Origin of the sequence: Stenotrophomonas maltophilia (assembly GCF_047782825.1) — a bacterium.
Taxonomy (GTDB): domain Bacteria; phylum Pseudomonadota; class Gammaproteobacteria; order Xanthomonadales; family Xanthomonadaceae; genus Stenotrophomonas.
The window spans coordinates 711,413-727,761 of sequence record NZ_CP180589.1 but is presented as its reverse complement, the minus strand read 5'-3'; the positions used below and the strand labels follow the sequence as shown (position 1 = coordinate 727,761).

The window sequence follows — 16,349 nt, the reverse complement described above, 5'->3', positions numbered from 1 at the left end:
CGAAGCAGCCGAGCCTGGCTCGGCTCTACATTTTCGTCAGTCCGCCCGTGCCGCGCGCCGGCTGTGCACCCAGTAGTACAGCGTGGGCAGCACCAGCAGGGTCAGCAGCATCGCCGACAGCAGGCCGCCGATCACCACCACCGCCAACGGCTTCTGGGTCTCGGCGCCAATGGCATGCGAAGTAGCCATCGGCAACAGGCCGAACATCGCCAGCAACGCGGTCATCAGGACCGTGCGCAGGCGCTGCAGTGAACCCTGCACCACCGACTGCAGCAGGTCCATGCCCTGTTCGCGCAGCTGGGCGAAACGGCTGAGCATCACCACGCCGTTCAATACCGCCTGCCCGAACAACGCAATGAAACCGATCGCCGCCGACACCGACAGCGGAATACCGGTCAGCCACAGGGCCAGGATGCCGCCGATCATCGCCAGCGGCACGTTGGCCAGGATCAGTGCCGCACTGCTGATGTCCTTGAAGGCATCGAACAGCAGCACGAAGATGATCAGCACCGACAGCGGAATCACCCAGCCCAAGCGCTTCATCGCACGCTGCTGGTTCTCGAACTCACCGGACCACTCCAGTCGATAGCCTTCGGGCAGATGCACGCTGGCATCCACGCGCGAACGCATGTCGGCCACCACGCTGCCCATGTCGCGCCCGGCGATGAAGATGCTGACCGCCTTCACCCGCTGTGCGTTCTCGCGGGAGATGTTGATCGCGCCGCTGGCCATGCGGAACTCGGCCACGTCGGCCAGGGTCACCGTGTGGCCGTCGCCGATGCCCACCGGCACCGAACGCAGGCGCTGCAGATCACGGTCGGCATCATCCAGGCGCAGGGTGATCGGGAACCTGCGGTCGCCCTCCCACAGCTCGCCCACTTCGCGGCCGCCCAGGGCGGTTTCGATCACTTCGTCGATATCGCGCACGTTCAAGCCATAGCGCGCGGCACGGTCGCGGTCGATCTCGATGCGCAGCTGCGGCAACGAGCCATCACGGTCGATGAAGGCGCTCTCCACCCCGTCCACCCCGCGCACCTGGCCAAGGATGGCCTGCGCCTGCCGGTTCAGTACGTCCAGGTCGGAACCGCTCACCTTGATGACGACCTGGCCCTTGATCTGCGAAATGCTCTCCAGGATGTTGTCGCGCACCGGCTGCGAGATCGAGAACTCGGGGCCCGGTATGCGCTGTTCCAGCGTGCGCTGCAGGTCGGCAATCAGCTGCCGCTTGTCCACGCCCTTCGGCCACTCTTTCTCCGGCTTCAACGCCACCAGCGCCTCGATCTGGTTCGCGCCCTTGGCATCGGATCCGTCCTCGGGCCGACCCAGCTTGGCCACTACGGTCGACACCTGCGGGAAGGTGTTCACCAGCTCGCGGATGCGGCGCGACTGCTGCTGCGCTTCGGCCAGGCTGGTGCTGGGGTCAAGCGTGGCGGTCAGCCAGATCGAGCCTTCATCCAGCTCCGGCAGGAATTCCGAGCCAAGCCGGGTGCCCAGCGCCAACGTGCCGACCAGCAGCGCCACGGCGGTGAGCACCACCGCCCGCGGCCGCGCCAGTGCGCGCTCCAGCACCGGCTGGTACCAGCCGGTCAGCCGGTCCATCAGCGGGTTGCCGTCGCGCATGCGGTCGCGCCGCAGCCACCAGTAGCAGAACAGCGGCACCACGGTCAGCGCCAGGATCAGCGCACCGATCAGCGCCGAGGTCACCGAATAGGCCATCGGCGCGAACATCCGGCCTTCCTGGCGCTGCAGGGTGAAGATGGGGATGTGCGCGGCGATGATGATCAGCATCGAGAAGAAGGTCGGGCGCCCCACTTCCGATGCCGCCGACAGCACCGTGGCGAAGCGAGTCCTGCGGTCGGCACTGGCGGGCAGCCTGGACAGCCGCGATACGATGTGCTCGGTGACGATCACTGCACCATCGATGATGATGCCGAAGTCCATCGCGCCCAGCGACAGCAGGTTCGCCGGTACACCCCACAGGTGCAGGCCCAGGAAGGTGGACAGCAGCGCCAGCGGCATCATTGCCGCCACGATCAGGGCAGCGCGGGCGTTGTACAGGAACAGCCACAGCACCAGGAACACCAGCACTGCGCCTTCCAGCAGGTTGCGGAACACCGTCTGCAAGGTGGTCGAGACCAGCCACGAGCGGTCGTAGAACGGCTCGATGCTGACCCCGGCCGGCAACTGGCTGGCCTCGATCTCGGCCACCCGTGCATGCAGCGCGTCCAGCACATCGGACGGGTTCTCGCCTTTGCGCATGAGCACCATGCCGAACACCGCATCATCATTGTCGTCCTGCCCGACCAGGCCCTGCCGCGGGAGGCCGGTGTCGGCGATGCTGGCCAGGTCACGCGCCAGCACCGGCGTGCCGCCATTCTGTGCCACCACCACGCTGCCGATATCGGCCGGCGACCGCATCAGGCCCACGCCACGGATCAGGAACTGCTGCTGGCCGCGTTCGACGTAACCACCCCCTGCGTTGGAACTGCCCTTCTGCAGTGCTTCGCCGAAGTCGCCCAGGCTGATGCCACGGTCGCGCAGCTTGTCCAGGTCCGGCTTGACCTGGAAGGTCCGCGCGTAGCCGCCGAAACTGATCACATCGGCCACGCCCGGCACCGTGCGCAGGCCGCGTTCCATCACCCACTCCTGCACGGTGCGCAGCTGGGTGGAACTCATGTGCGGGCCTTTCAGCACATAGCGGTAGATCTCGCCCACCGCCGAACTCATCGCTTCCAGTTCGGGGGTCACGCCTTCGGGCAGGTCCACGCCCTGCAGGCGCTCCAGCACCTGCTGGCGGGCGAAGTAATCGTCGGCCTTGTCATCGAAGGTCAGGATGATCATCGACAGGCCGAACTGGGTGTGCGAGAACACCCGCACCGAGTGCGGAATGCCCGACAAGGCCACTTCCAGCGGCATGGTCACCTCGCGCTCCACCTCTTCGGCAGCGCGGCCAGGGTGCAGCGACACCACCGTCACCTGGGTGTCGGACACATCGGGGAAGGCTTCCACCGGCAGCACGCGGAACGCGGCGATGCCACCACCGATGAACAGCAGCAGGGCCAGCATCACCATCAGTGGCTGGCGCAGGCAGTACGCAATCAGGCGGTCGATCATGGCGCGGCGTGCCCCGAGCCGGTACCGGCTGCAACCGGCGCGGTATCCACCAGCTGCTGCAGCAGCAGCCCACCCTCGACCACCACCTTGTTGCCGGCCGCCAGGCCCTCGCGCACCCAGAGCTGACCATCACCCAGCTCCTCGGCCTGTACGCTCCGGCGTGCATAGCGGCCCTTGCCTTCATCCACGAACACGACCTGCCGGCCGTCGATCAGCAGCACCGCTGCATCCGGCAGCGACACACCGCCCTGCGCGGGCAATGCGACCTGGGCGCGCACGTACTGTCCGGCCTTGAAGGCGCGTGACCGGTTGTCCAGCTCGGCCCGCGCCTGCACGACGCGGCGTTCGCGGTCGACGAAGTCATCCACGTGCTGCACGCTGGCCTGCTGGAGGCTGCCGTCGCCGGCTCGCACACTCAGCACCATGCCGGTCCGCACCCGCCCCGCCAGGCTCTCGGGGATGTCCAGCAGCAGCCAGAGGCGGTCCGGATCGCCCACCACCGCCAGCGGCTGATCGGCGTCCGGGCTGACCGCCATGCCGGGGCTCATCCGCCGTTCCACCAGCACGCCGTCGATGGGGGCGCGCAGCGGCAGGCGCTGGTCCACGCGATCGCCGTTGCCATACGCCCGCGCGAAGGCGCTGGCCCGCGCATGATCAGCCTGGCTGCCGGCGAAGTGCGCTTCGGCTTCGTCCAGTTCGCGACCCGACGCTACACCTGCGGCATGCAGTTCGCGCGTGCGTTCCAGCTCGCGCTTCGCCTGCTGCAGCTCGGCACGGCCGCGCACGCCCTCGGCCTGCGCCTGGCCGAACTCCGGCGAACTGATCCACGCGATGACCTCGCCGGCCTTCAACCGCTGCCCCGGCTGCGCCACGATACGGGCCACCTGCCCCGCCAGCGGCGTGCGCAGCGCGCTCGACCGCGTTTCATCCCAGGCCACGCGGCCGGGCACCTGCAGGCTCGCACTGGCGCCTTCGCGCACCGTCTCACTGCGCAGCACCTCCAGCTGGCGGCTGCCGGCCGGGAACTGGACCTGCCCGGCGCTGACCACCGGCGCAGCCTCGGCATGGGACGCCGGCGCGCGGCCACAGCCGGACAGCAGGCTCAACGCCAGCACCAGCGCCGGCAGCGCGGCAGCACGGCCACGTGCGTGACATTCGTTGGGGGGCGTCATGGGATGTCTCCTTGGGCAACGGACGTGGCGGCGTTCCAGCGCGCCAGCGCAATGGCATGGTCGGCGCGCGCCTGGATCAGCGCCGCTTCGAACTCGCGCCAGCTGCGGCGCGCGTCCAGCAGATCGGTCAGGCTGGCCGCACCACGGCGGTAGGCCAGTTCCATGCCTTCGCTGGCCCGGCGCGCACTGTCGGCATGCAGGCCTTCGTACGCCTGGCGGCGCTGCGCCGCCGACTGGGCGGCGGCCTGCAACTGGTCCAGTTCGGCCCAGGCCTGGCGTTGCAGCGCGTGCAGTTCCAGCGCAGCGGCGTCGCGATCGGCTTCGGCACGCTGGATGCCACCACGTGCGCGCGACGGGCCACCCAACGGAATGGTCACCGACATGCCCCAGGTCACGCCGTTGATATCGGTCGGCTCGCGCTCGGCCTCCACGCCCAGCTGGATGTCGCGGCGCCGCTCGCTGCGGGCAAGCGCGACGGCCGCGTCGGCCGCGGCCAGCCGCGAGTGCGCCGCGCGCAGATCGCTGCGCTGCTGCGGATCGAAGGCGCGTGCATCGGCCGCGTTGCCTGCGTCCGGCCAGGGATCGTCGGCACTGAGCGTGTTGCTGTCGTCACGACCCAGCAGCAGCCCCAGCGCGTGCCTGGCATCGCGCAGTTCCAGCGCCGCCTCGCGCGCGGAGTCGGCCACCGCCAGATCATCCACCGCCAGGCGTGCGCGATCCACCGGTGCCATCGCGCCACTGCTGACCTGGCGTGCGGCCGCGTCCAGCTGTTGGGCCGAACTGCGGCGGTTGGCCTCGGCGATGTCCAGGGTTTCCTGCGCTGCTTTCAACCCGAAGTAGGCCTCATTCAGCGCCACCTGCAGCCGCCGCTGCGCATCGAGCATGTCCAGGCCGGCCGCTTCCACCAGGGCATCGGCCTGGCGCATGCGCAGGCTGCGCTTGCCACCGCGTTCCCAGGTCCAGCCCAGGCCCAGCGTGCTGTCCAGCCGCTTGTCCTGCCAGCGGCCACTGCCGATACCGTGCTTCGGGCTGAACTTGCTGCTGCCGAGCGACAGTTCCGGCGCCGGCCGCAGCGCCGCCGTCATCGCATCGCCCTGCGCACCGCGCAGTTCCAGGGCAGCCGCGCGCAGATCGGGATTGTGCGCCTGCATGGCCTGCTGCGCGTCCTGCAGGCTGATCGCCCAGGCCGCCGGCGCGCACGCCAGAGCGGCCAGCAGCGCCGCGGTTCGAGGGATGAAATTCATGCGCGCCACGGTAAGGTGACGCACTTGCGCCAAACTTTCCCGAACCTTGCGCGAAGCTTGCAATGCGAATCCTGTTGATCGAAGACGATGCGGCCCTGGCCGATGGACTGGTCCGTGCCCTGCAGGGCGCCGGCCATCTGTGCGACCACCTTGCACGCGGCCTGCACGCAGCAACCGCGCTGTCGACCACCGCATATGACGTGATGGTGCTGGACCTGTCGCTGCCCGATGTCGATGGTCTCGACCTGCTCTCGCGCCTGCGCAACCAGGGCATCACGCTGCCGGTGTTGATCCTGACCGCGCGCGATGGCGTGGAGGACCGCATCCTCGGCCTGGACCGCGGCGGCGATGACTATCTGGCCAAGCCCTTCGCGCTGGGCGAACTGGAAGCCCGCCTGCGCGCCCTGGCACGGCGCCGTGCCGACGCCCCCGCGCAGCGGCAACTGGGCCGGTTGTGCCTGGACAGCATCCGCCAGGAAGTGCAGGTGGCCGGCGAACGCATCGAGCTGACCGCCCGCGAACTGGCCCTGGTTGAAGCGCTGATGCAGCAGCCGGGGCGCACGGTAACCAAGCAGCGCCTGTTCGATGCCCTGTACAGCTGGGACCACGACGCCAACCTGTCGGTGATCGAGGTGCATGTCAGCCGCCTGCGCCGCAAGTTCGAACACGCCAATGCGGGTGTGGGCATCCGCATGCTGCGCGGCCTGGGCTACCGCCTGGAAGCGCTCGATGCCTGAGCCCATGCACAGCCTGCGCGGCCTGCTGCTGCGGCGCCTGTGGCTGCCGCTGCTGGTGCTGCTGTTGTGCAGCGCCATCGGCTCGTTCGCGCTGGCGCGCTTCTATGCCGGCCAGGTGTACGACCGCTGGTTGCTGGACTCGGCGATGTCGCTGTCTGAACTGGTGAGGGTGCAGGACGGCCGTGCGGTGATGGACGTGACCCCGGCCATGTCGCGCATGTTCACCTGGGACACGGTGGATGAAGTGCATGGCGAGGTGGTCGACGCGCGCGGCGCGCGTCTGTATGGCGACCTGCCCGAACCGCTGCCGCGCCCGGCAACGGCTGATGACGGCCGCGAGCCGGTCTACTACGATGCGCGCCTGCGCGGCCAGGCTGTGCGCATGGTGGAAGTGACCGTACCGGCTGCGTCCGGCCACGAGGTGCGCCTGCGCGTGGCCGAAACCCTGCGCAAGCGCCACCGCCTGGAACGCAAGCTGCTGATGACCAGCGTGCCTTTCCAGGCCGCGATCCTGGCCTTGGCCGCGTGGCTGGCCTGGTCAGGCACGGGCGCGGCAGCACGCCATGCCAACCAGGTGGCCCGCCGCCTGGCCAGTCCACGCCCGGACCCGCTGGCACCGCTGGACCCGGCACAGGAAGCGCCGCGTGAACTATGGCCGGCGGTGGAGGCCTACAACGCGCTGCTGCAACGGCTGGATGCCATGCAGCAGGCGCAGCGGCGGTTCGTCAGCAATGCCGCGCACCAGCTGCGCACGCCGCTGGCGGCAATGCAGGTGGAGCTGGAAAGCTCCCTGCGGCAGCACGATCCGCAGGCGCAGCAACTGGCGCTGTCCGGCACGCTGGCCGGGCTGGGCCGGCTGCAGCATCTGGTCAACCAGCTGTTGTTGCTCAGCCGTTCGGAAGATGCGCATGGCAGCGCGTTGCCGCTGCAGACGCTGGATCTTGCAGCGCTGGCACGTACGGTGGTGGAACGCTATGCCGACCGGGCACTCGGCGACGGCGTGGACCTGGGCTACGACGGGCCTGACGAGGGCGTACCGGTGCAGGGCGATCCGCCGCTGCTGCGCGAAGCGCTCGGCAACCTGCTGGACAATGCCCTGCGTTATGGCGCCCCGCGGGGTGTGATTACGCTGGCGGTGCAGCGCCTGGGTACTGGCGTACAGGTGTGGGTGGATGATGACGGCGCCGGCATTGCAGAGGGCGAGCGCGCCCGCGTCACGGAACGCTTCTATCGGGCCAGCAGCCATGGCGACGGGTGTGGCCTGGGCCTGGCGATCGTGGCCGAAATCGCGCAGCGGCACGGCGCGACGTTGGTGATCGATGCCGCCCCGCTGGGGGGCGCGCGGGTGGGATTGCGGTTCGGCAGCCGGTAAATGCCAGCCCTGGTTGGCGCTGCCCCTCAGAGGCCTTTGTTCTCCGTAGAGCCGAGCCCATGCTCGGCTGCAGTTGGCGGAACGCCCGAGCCGAGCATGGGCTCGGCGCTACAGGTTCAGCGGCTCATCGAATACGGCGCCTGCACGCCCTGCCCCGGCCACTCCTTGTTCGGCTCGGCCTGCATGGTGAACTGCAGTTCGCCACCGGCCAGGATCTCGTCATGGCGCAGGAAGGTACGCTGCAGCGGCTTGCCGTTGAGGGTTACGCCGCCGACATAGGTGTGCTTGTCGTCCAGCCCATTGGCCACGATGGTGAACGTCTTGCCGTTGGGCAGGCGCATCGCGGTCTTCGGCAGGAACGGGCGGCCCAGGATGTACTCGCCCGAACCCGGGGCAACCGGGTAGAAGCCCAGCGCGGTGAACACATACCACGCCGACATCTGGCCGACGTCATCGTTGCCGGCCAGGCCATCGGGGCGGTCGGCGTACTGGGTGTCCATGATCTGCTTCAGGCGGGCCTGGGTGCGCCACGGCTGGCCGGCATACGAATACAGGTACGCCACATGGTGGCTGGGTTCGTTGCCGTGCGCGTACCAGCCGATCAGGCCGGTGATGTCTTCCATGTGCTCGAAGATGGACGGATCGACCTTGGCGTTGAACACCTCATCCAGGCGCGCCAGCAGCTTGTCACTGCCGCCATGTGCTGCCGCCAGGCCGGCCACGTCCTGCGGCACGTACCACGAATACTGCCAGGCGTTGCCCTCGGTATAGTCCGTACCGTAACCGCTGGCGCTGGGGTCGAACGGGGTGCGGAAGCTGCCGTCACGCTTGCGCGCACGCATGAAACCAGTGTCCTCGTCGAAGGCGTTGCGCCAGTTGCCGGCACGCTTGTCGAAGGTGGTGGCTACATCGGTCCGGCCCATGGCCTGCGCCATGCGTGCAATGGTCCAGTCATCGAAGGCGTATTCCAGCGTCTTGCTGGCCGCCTCGCCTTCTTCGTCGATCGGCACATAGCCCAGCTCGCGGTACTGCGCGATGCCATCGTAGGGACCGTAGTTGGCGGTCTCGACCATCGCCTTCAGCGCCTTGTCGGCATCGAAACCGCGGATGCCCTTCACGTAGGCATCGGCGATGACCGGTACGGCGTGGTAACCGATCATGCACCAGTCTTCCAGGCCGTGGAACGACCACACCGGCAGCATGCCGTAGGGGCTGTGGTCGTGGTGGGCCAGCATGGAATTGATGAAATCGCTGTTGCGCTTCTCCGGCTGCACCAGGGTCAGCAACGGGTGCAGGGCGCGATAGGTGTCCCACAGCGAGAACGTGGAATAGTTCGTGTACCCGTCGGCCTTGTGCACTGCGTTGTCCGAACCGCGGTACTGGCCGTCGGCATCCATGAACAGCGTCGGGCCCAGCAGGGTGTGGTACAGCGCGGTATAGGCGCTGCGGCGTGCATGCTCGGGCGCGTCGATGTCCAGCACCGACAGGGCCTGCGTCCACTCCTGTTTCGCCTGGGCACGTACCCGGTCGAAATCGAAGTCCGGCACTTCGGCATCGAGGTTGGCGATGGCGCCGGCTTCGCTCACCGGCGAAATGGCCACCTTCACGACCAAAGGCGCGTCCAGCTTGCCGAAGTTGAAGGTGCCGACCAGCTGCTTGCCCTCGATCTGGGCGCGCTGCCCGGGATCCTTCTCACCCGGCGGCGGGAAGCCCTTGTAGGCGATGTCCTTCTCGGTGCTGTGCAGCTCGTGCCCGGCCAGTGGCCGCGAGAAACGCATGGCGAAGAACACCTGGCGGCCGGGCGCCCAGCCACGGGTTTCACGGAAACCGGTGATGGTGCCATCGCTTCGCACGCGTACCCGCGACCACAGGATCTTGCCCGGGTAGTCGTACATGCTGGTACGCATATCCAGCAGCAGCTTGGCGTCGGCGCCCTTGGGGAAGGCGTAGCGGTGCACGCCTACACGGGCGCTGGTGGTCAGCTCGGCACGCACCTTGTAATCGTCCAGGGTGACCGCGTAGTAGCCCGGCTCGGCCTTTTCATCATCGTGGCGGAAGCGCGAGGCATAGCCGCTGCGGGGCTTTTCCGGGTCACCGCGCTCCAGCCCGGGGTTGCCGGTGAACGGCATGACCAGGATGTCACCCAGGTCCGAATGGCCGGTGCCCGAGAAGTGCGTGTGCGAGAAGCCGACGATGCTGCTGTCGTCGTAGCGGTAGCCCGCGGCCCAGCCATAGGCCTTCTCACGCGGCTGGATGCGCGTGTCCGGGCTGAGCTGGACCATGCCGAACGGCACCGTGGCACCCGGGTAGGTATGCCCTTCCCCGCCAGTGCCGATGAAGGGATCGACCGAGGCATAGGCCTTGTCGGCGGCGGACTTCGGCGTTGCGGCCGTGCCGACGCCTGAGGCAAGCATGGCAGTGGCGGCGAAGGCGATCAGGAGGCGACGGTCCAGCAGGGGCATCGGCGTTTGGATCGATTCAGATGACAGCCAGAGACTAGCACCGCCCGTCAGTGTCCGCATGCTGCAGTGCGACTGAACGGCCCATGACGCGACAAGGCCATCCGGCATCAGCATTACATCTCAGGGCCTGATGCGTGAAGCCGGAGATGATGTCGATGGCCCGTCATGCCGCGTGGGCCTGTGCCATGCCGGGGTAGCACACCGTACAGGTCGCCCGGCACAAGCGCAGCCCTGTCTGGCGGTCGACTGACTCCACATCCGCAATGAATCGCAGATCTGCATGGACGGTAACGGGGTAAACGCGCGCATTCCGCGCATCCGCGCCCACGCGAACAGCGGTGCGATCCGGCGGGCACCGCTGCAGCGAGGCCGTCTCCAGTTCACTGCGATTGCTCGAGCGCGGGATTTTGCAACTCATTGCATGGTGTCGCCGCTCCCCCCGGACAACACTGGACCCGCGCCAACGAGTCACTAGCGACATCGCCTGGCGTGAATCCCCACCGTTCGAGGAATGCGACACCATGGCAAACCCGTCTGCACCGCGCGCGCGGGCCTTGACGATCGCGCTCCTGGCCGCGCTGGCACCATCTGTGCCGCAGGCCTTGGCCGGGACCGTCTCCGGGCCCGGCGCGACGCATGTCGTTCAACCTGGCGATCCTGCAGAAGACTGGATCGCTCTCAATGGGGCGGTCCTGCAATTGATGCCGCAATCGCGCGTACTCAACGCCTTCGCGACCGATGCGCGCCTGGAGGCAGAGGATGCGCGTCTGAACTTTGTGAATGTATTGCGGGGCCATCTGGATATGCGCGGCGGGACACTAGGGTACGTTGAGCGCAGCGCATATGCCGCGCTGATCAACAACAGCGTCGCCTCTCTGGACCAAGTTGATATCGAGTCCAACGGAACAGGAATACGTGCGCTTCGTGCCGGTACCGATATGAGCCTCTCCCGCTCCACGCTCTCAGCCAGGCTGATTGGTGTGGACGCCGAGGACAGGGCAAGGGTTCGGCTGTGGCAGGTGGATCTCACAGCGACCAACAGCAATGGAATCGGTATAAGGATGGCGGACAGCCGCGCCAGCGTGACCGACAGCCGGATCAGCGCGGGCGAAATTGCTGTGTCCATGACCAACAGCGAAGCGGATGTTGCCGGCAGCATTCTGGCGGGGCGTACCGGCGGCCTGGTCATCAGCACGACCGGCAATGCGGCCGCACCTGCACAGGCGCGTCTGGAGGGCTCCACTGTCACTGCAGCAGCGGGCACGGCGGTCGTACTGTCGGGTGCCAGCACGTTGGCACTGCGCGACAGCCATCTACGGGGCACCGGCGCCAATGGCAGGGGCGTGCTGCTGCAGGGTGGCGGCGCCCTTTCTGCACAGAGGAGCAGTATCGAGGGGAATCGCGCAGGTCTGCGCGTGGAAGGCTCCGGCATCACTACCAGCGTGATGCTGGATGGCACCCGGATCACGTCCACCAATGGCGATGCAGTGCAAGTTGCTGGATCCCTATCCGGCATGAACGCCATCACCCTGCGCAACGGTGCTTCGCTGGGCTCCGGCACTGGCGTCCTGCTGCGAGCGCAGGAAAGCGCCCAGGTGGACCTGCAGGTCCACGCCTCGCATCTGGCCGGTGATCTGGTTGCCCAGGATGACTCGGCCCGGCTGGACGTGACCCTGCGCGACGGCGCTACGCTGGCCGGGCGGATCGACGGTGGGCGGGGCATTGCCCTGCACGATGCGCAGTGGCAGATGACCGGCGACAGCCGCATCGGCAGCCTGCTGCTTGGCCCTGACGCTTTGCTTGCACTAGGCCGGGGCGATGCCTTCCACACGTTGGCAATCAGCGGCGATTTCACTGGTGATGGCGGCACCCTGCTCTTCAACACCGTGCTTGACGGCGATGATGCGGCGACCGACCGGCTGGTCATCGGCGGCGACACGCGCGGCACCGCCCATATCCGGGTGACCAACGTGGGAGGGACCGGAGCGGTGACCCCGGACGGCATCGAACTGATCTCGGTAGGCGGAACATCCCACGGCCACTTCACTCTGGTCGGCCGCGCCGTGGGCGGCCAGTACGAGTACTTCCTGCACAAGGGCACCGGCGCCGATGGCAGCTGGTACCTGCGCTCGGCACTGCCGACGCCGCCGGACCCCTGCGATGTAGATCCTGCCAGCTGCAGTCCGCCAGTTGAACCGGTGGACCCCGTGGATCCCGCTGACCCGGTGCCTCCTCTCGATCCCGGCCAGGGCCACCCGCCCCCTCCCCCGCACCCCGATCCGGTGATCCGTCCCGAAGGCGGCGCTTATCTGGCCAACCTGCGTGCCTCGCAGGACATGTTCCGTATCCGCTACGACGAGCGCAACGCATCCCAGAACAGCGGTCGCGCGTGGGCGCGCGTGGACGGCACTCGCCAACGCTTCAATGCGGCCAACCGGCAGCTGGATATCCATGGCAACAGCCAGGCGCTGGGCGTCGGCGCAGACCTGTGGCGTACCAGCAATGGCAATGCCGTGGGCGTGATGCTATCCAGCGGCAATGCCACAAGCACCTCCACCAACCCATTGAGCGGCTACTACGCCCGTGGCAAGGTGAAGGGCGAAGCGCTGGGCGTGTATGGAACCTGGCGTGCGGGCAGTGGGCCCGATCCTTACCGCGGCTTCTATGTGGATGGCACGCTTCAGCGGGCGCAGTTCCGCAACCGCGTGGAAGGCGTGGGTCTGGAAACCGAGCGCTATGGCAGCCGCGCGTGGCAAGGTGCGCTCGAGACCGGCCGCGCGTTCCGGATAGGCGGCACGGGCAACAGCAGCCTGTTCCTGGAACAGATGCTGCAGGTTGGCTACAACCGCTGGGATGGTACCCGCCACACCGAGGCCAACGGCACGGCGGTTGCCACCAAGGATGCCGATGGGCTCTTTGGCCACGTCGGCCTGCGCCTGTCCGGGCTGACCCACTGGGAAGGCCGCGCCGTACAGGTGCAGCCGTATGTGGCGGTGAACTGGCTGCTCAACCGTAGTGAATCGCAGATCAGCATGGACGCAGAGGTGGTGACTGCGCGCATTCCAAGTCGCCGTGCCGAAGTGAAGGCCGGTGCATCGCTGGCGTTTACCAATGGCATGGCGCTGTGGGCCGGGCTGGCCCGCCAGCAGGCCAGCGGCTTTCATCAGACCAGCGCGCAGCTGGGGGTGAACTACCACTGGTAGGACGTTATTGGCTGGGTTGCGCCGCCTTGCCCAAGCATAGCGACAGCACATACTGCGTACTGCGCTGCGAAGGGTGGGCGCTCTGGGTTTCTGCTTGGCAGAGACTGCACTTTGTCACAGGCCGCACGCGCGTGGAGGCTTCGTATGCCGAGTGTCGCCCAGCCCGATGCAAACGTAGACCGGTCGAGATTACGTAGGCAGCGTTGCCACCAGCGTTGAGAGATCCGGGCTGTTTACCGGCCGCACCACGCGCGCCACTTCCTCGCCGTCACGCATCAGGATCACTGTGGGCCACAGCTTCACCTGGAACGAGCGCCCCAGCGGCCTGCCCTTGCCGTCCTCGATCTTCCAGTGCGCCAGATCCCGCGCATCCACGAAGGCCTGCAGCGCCGGCTGTGCGGCCTGGCAGTGCCCGCACCACGGCGCGCCGAACTCCAGCAGCAGCCAACCGCGCTGCGCGTCGACATCGCTGCGCGGTGGCTCGACCGCCTGGTGGTCGCGCATGAAGGGCATGGCGCTAGGCCGCCAATGCGCGCTGGATGTCTTCCAGCGGTGCGTTGGTGAAGTTCTTGGCAATATCATCCAGCAGCCGTGCCTGGGTTTCCTTGTGCAGCAGCGGGCGGATGCGGCCCAGCGTGATCGGGTCCGCCACCAGGATCAGATGCTCGAACCGGTTCTTCAGCGCATCCTCGTTCAACTGCTCTGCAACCTGTTTGGCAAAGGTGGCTTCATTGAGCTGGGAAATGGACATGTCCTTCGGCACCGCACCGGACGGCCCCTGCCCCGATACGCCCTGCTCGCTGATGTCCTGCAGGCGCAGTTCGCCTTCCTGCTTCAACGTCAGCTGATGATCGCTGCCAACGTTGGTGAACACGCGGGCCGAGCCACCATCGGCGACGACAACGAGGGTACCTTCGGGAATGCGACGGGTCATGCGCTGCTCCTGTTGCGTGGAGTGTTGCGTGGATTGGGCTTCCACCGTAATGCCTGTATCGTGAGCGATACGGCCACAGGATGTTCAGTGCGTGTCATCGTGTGCTGCTCATGGCCTGCTGCAAATGAACAGGCGCGTTGGAACACAGCGTCCGCAGGTCTGCGCTTCGCTGCATGTTCACGCCGTAACCGCTATCATGAACGGATGATCGACACGACCCACTTCGTTGCGGGCAACCCCGTTACGTGGAAAGCACTGCCGACCGGCGCCTCGCTTGCCGCAACTGCATCCGCCCCGAAATTCCACCGCCTGGCGCTGGATCCCGGCGGATGACGGCGCAGGCCTGATAATCCTCTTCTTCGTGTTTCGCGCCTGGTCGCGCAAGCTCGACTCTGGTGGCGTTCGCCATTTGCCTGGCGCCCAGTCGAGCGAGCTCGACGTACCCTTCGCGCGCTTTCCCGGCCGTTTGGCCCCCACCCCGATGCCCCTGCGCCAGTTGCGCCCGCATCGCCGTTTCCGTTTTTCGGGACACACCACACCGTCTATTCCGCACTGCATTCACCAAACAAAGGAGTCCCCATGCAGGACAACTCCGATGCCCATGCCCATTTCGGCTGGTTCAAACGCCGCCGCCACCTGAACGTCGACGAGATCACCGTTGTCGACAAGCCCATGCTCAAGCGCGCCGTCGGCGCCGCTGCACTGGGCAACGCGATGGAATGGTTCGACTTCGGTGTCTACGGCTATCTGGCCGTGACCATCGGCCAGGTCTTCTTCCCCTCCAGCAACCCCACTGCACAGGTCATCGCGGCCTTCGCCACCTTCACCGTCGCCTTCCTGGTGCGGCCGCTGGGCGGCATGGTGTTCGGCCCGCTGGGTGACCGCTACGGGCGGCAGAAAGTGCTGGCCTTCACCATGATCCTGATGGCGCTGGGCACCTTTGCCATCGGCCTGATTCCCTCCTACGAACGCATCGGCATCTGGGCACCCGTGCTGCTGCTGCTCGCGCGCGTGGTGCAGGGTTTCTCCACCGGTGGCGAGTACGGCGGCGCGGCGACGTTCATTGCCGAGTATTCCACCGACCGCAACCGCGGCCTGATGGGCAGCTGGCTGGAATTCGGCACGCTGGGCGGCTACATCGCCGGCGCCGGTACGGTCACGGCGCTGCACATGCTGCTGAGCAGCGAGCAGATGCTGGACTGGGGCTGGCGCATTCCGTTCCTGGTAGCCGGCCCGCTGGGCTTGCTGGGCCTGTACATGCGCATGAAGCTGGAAGAAACCCCGGCCTTCCGTGCCTTCGCCGAAGAAGCCGAGAAGCGCGACCATGAGCGTCCCGGCCTGGGTGATCTGTTCCGCGTGCACGGCCGCCAGCTGCTGGTGTGCATGGGCCTGGTACTGGTCTTCAACGTGACCGACTACATGCTGCTGACCTATATGCCCAGCTACCTGAGCGTGACCATGGGCTATGCAGAGAGCAAGGGCCTGCTGCTGATCATCATCGTGATGCTGGTGATGATGCCGTTGAACGTGGTCGGTGGGCTGTTCAGTGACAAGCTGGGCCGGCGGCCGATGATCATCGGCGCGTGCATTGCCCTGCTGGTGCTGGCCGTGCCCTGCCTGCTGCTGGTGGGCAGCGGCAATGACGGGCTGATCTTCCTGGGCCTGATGCTGCTGGGGCTGGCGCTGGTGTGCTTCACCAGTTCGATGCCGTCCACGCTGCCGGCACTGTTCTACACGCCGGTGCGCTACAGCGCACTGTCGATCGCCTTCAACGTGTCGGTGTCGCTGTTCGGTGGTACCACCCCGCTGGTGACCGCATGGCTGGTGGAACGCACCGGCGATCCACTGGTGCCGGCCTACTACCTGATGGGCGCCGCAGTGATCGGCCTGATCACCATGCTGTTCGTGAAGGAGACCGCCGGTCTGCCGCTGCGCGGCTCACCGCCCGCCGTGGGCAGCGACAAGGAAGCGGCGGCACTGCTGAAAAGCGATGTGCCGGTGACCGTGGACCCGACCCTGCCGCCGTTGCCCGAGGTGGCGGAGCCGGAGCAGGCCCGCCCGGCCTGACGGTTGCGCGCCGGGCATGCAGAGGCTGCCCGGCGCGCGCGTTC

Annotated in this window: 10 protein-coding genes; 4 read left to right on the top strand and 6 right to left on the bottom strand. The window is 67.2% G+C overall.

Annotation, left to right across the window (positions count from 1 at the left end):
- Window positions 1–36 precede the first annotated feature (36 nt).
- From ACM2ZB_RS03325 to ACM2ZB_RS03315, 3 genes are read right to left on the bottom strand one after another with little or no spacing between them, the layout of a single operon-like run.
- Window positions 37–3,114, bottom strand: coding sequence for an efflux RND transporter permease subunit (locus ACM2ZB_RS03325; RefSeq protein ID WP_416057416.1), 3,078 nt, complete (start codon window positions 3,112–3,114; stop codon window positions 37–39).
- Window positions 3,111–4,286: an efflux RND transporter periplasmic adaptor subunit gene (locus ACM2ZB_RS03320; protein ID WP_416057415.1), complete on the bottom strand. Its 1,176-nt coding sequence runs from the start codon at window positions 4,284–4,286 to the stop codon at window positions 3,111–3,113. The genes ACM2ZB_RS03325 and ACM2ZB_RS03320 overlap by 4 nt, the downstream gene beginning before the upstream one ends.
- Window positions 4,283–5,530 (bottom strand): TolC family protein, encoded by a 1,248-nt coding sequence (locus ACM2ZB_RS03315; RefSeq protein WP_416057414.1) that lies wholly within the window; start codon window positions 5,528–5,530, stop codon window positions 4,283–4,285. Before ACM2ZB_RS03315 ends, ACM2ZB_RS03320 begins: the two co-directional genes overlap by 4 nt.
- Window positions 5,531–5,592: 62 nt before the next feature.
- Here ACM2ZB_RS03315 and ACM2ZB_RS03310 point away from each other — a divergent pair, with 62 nt between their 5' ends.
- Both ACM2ZB_RS03310 and ACM2ZB_RS03305 read left to right on the top strand, forming a co-directional pair.
- The gene (locus ACM2ZB_RS03310) at window positions 5,593–6,267 is read left to right on the top strand and encodes a response regulator (RefSeq protein ID WP_313435910.1); all 675 of its coding nucleotides are present in this window, start codon (window positions 5,593–5,595) and stop codon (window positions 6,265–6,267) included.
- A complete protein-coding gene (locus ACM2ZB_RS03305) occupies window positions 6,260–7,639 on the top strand; it encodes a sensor histidine kinase (protein WP_416057413.1) in 1,380 nt (459 codons plus the stop codon). The genes ACM2ZB_RS03310 and ACM2ZB_RS03305 overlap by 8 nt, the downstream gene beginning before the upstream one ends.
- Window positions 7,640–7,755: 116 nt before the next feature.
- Here ACM2ZB_RS03305 and ACM2ZB_RS03300 read toward each other — a convergent pair whose 3' ends face one another.
- Window positions 7,756–10,101: a GH92 family glycosyl hydrolase gene (locus ACM2ZB_RS03300; RefSeq protein ID WP_416057412.1), complete on the bottom strand. Its 2,346-nt coding sequence runs from the start codon at window positions 10,099–10,101 to the stop codon at window positions 7,756–7,758.
- 602 nt (window positions 10,102–10,703) lie between these two features.
- Here ACM2ZB_RS03300 and ACM2ZB_RS03295 point away from each other — a divergent pair.
- Window positions 10,704–13,304 carry an autotransporter outer membrane beta-barrel domain-containing protein gene (locus tag ACM2ZB_RS03295; RefSeq protein WP_416057411.1) on the top strand — a complete coding sequence of 867 codons (2,601 nt, stop codon included), beginning with the start codon at window positions 10,704–10,706 and terminating at the stop codon, window positions 13,302–13,304.
- A 189-nt stretch (window positions 13,305–13,493) separates the two neighbouring features.
- On the opposite strand, the gene ACM2ZB_RS03290 is transcribed toward ACM2ZB_RS03295, so the two are convergent.
- Complete coding sequence (locus ACM2ZB_RS03290) at window positions 13,494–13,817, bottom strand: thioredoxin family protein (protein ID WP_416057410.1); 324 nt, start codon at window positions 13,815–13,817, stop codon at window positions 13,494–13,496.
- Window positions 13,818–13,821: 4 nt separating this feature from the next.
- A complete protein-coding gene (locus ACM2ZB_RS03285; RefSeq protein WP_313435902.1) occupies window positions 13,822–14,238 on the bottom strand; it encodes a host attachment family protein in 417 nt (138 codons plus the stop codon).
- A gap of 579 nt (window positions 14,239–14,817) precedes the next feature.
- On the opposite strand from ACM2ZB_RS03285, the gene proP reads away from it, so the two are divergent.
- Window positions 14,818–16,305, top strand: a complete 1,488-nt coding sequence (gene proP, locus ACM2ZB_RS03280) for a glycine betaine/L-proline transporter ProP (protein ID WP_313435901.1) — start codon at window positions 14,818–14,820, stop codon at window positions 16,303–16,305.
- Window positions 16,306–16,349 lie beyond the last annotated feature (44 nt).

What these genes read in the sequence shown, in the direction of transcription:
- ACM2ZB_RS03325 (WP_416057416.1), bottom strand. Translation starts at nt 3,114, where the DNA reads ATGATCGACCGCCTGATTGCGTACTGCCTGCGCCAGCCACTGATGGTG.
- ACM2ZB_RS03320 (WP_416057415.1), bottom strand. Translation starts at nt 4,286, where the DNA reads ATGACGCCCCCCAACGAATGTCACGCACGTGGCCGTGCTGCCGCGCTG.
- ACM2ZB_RS03315 (WP_416057414.1), bottom strand. Translation starts at nt 5,530, where the DNA reads ATGAATTTCATCCCTCGAACCGCGGCGCTGCTGGCCGCTCTGGCGTGC.
- ACM2ZB_RS03310 (WP_313435910.1), top strand. Translation starts at nt 5,593, where the DNA reads ATGCGAATCCTGTTGATCGAAGACGATGCGGCCCTGGCCGATGGACTG.
- ACM2ZB_RS03305 (WP_416057413.1), top strand. Translation starts at nt 6,260, where the DNA reads ATGCCTGAGCCCATGCACAGCCTGCGCGGCCTGCTGCTGCGGCGCCTG.
- ACM2ZB_RS03300 (WP_416057412.1), bottom strand. Translation starts at nt 10,101, where the DNA reads ATGCCCCTGCTGGACCGTCGCCTCCTGATCGCCTTCGCCGCCACTGCC.
- ACM2ZB_RS03290 (WP_416057410.1), bottom strand. Translation starts at nt 13,817, where the DNA reads ATGCCCTTCATGCGCGACCACCAGGCGGTCGAGCCACCGCGCAGCGAT.
- ACM2ZB_RS03285 (WP_313435902.1), bottom strand. Translation starts at nt 14,238, where the DNA reads ATGACCCGTCGCATTCCCGAAGGTACCCTCGTTGTCGTCGCCGATGGT.
- proP (WP_313435901.1), top strand. Translation starts at nt 14,818, where the DNA reads ATGCAGGACAACTCCGATGCCCATGCCCATTTCGGCTGGTTCAAACGC.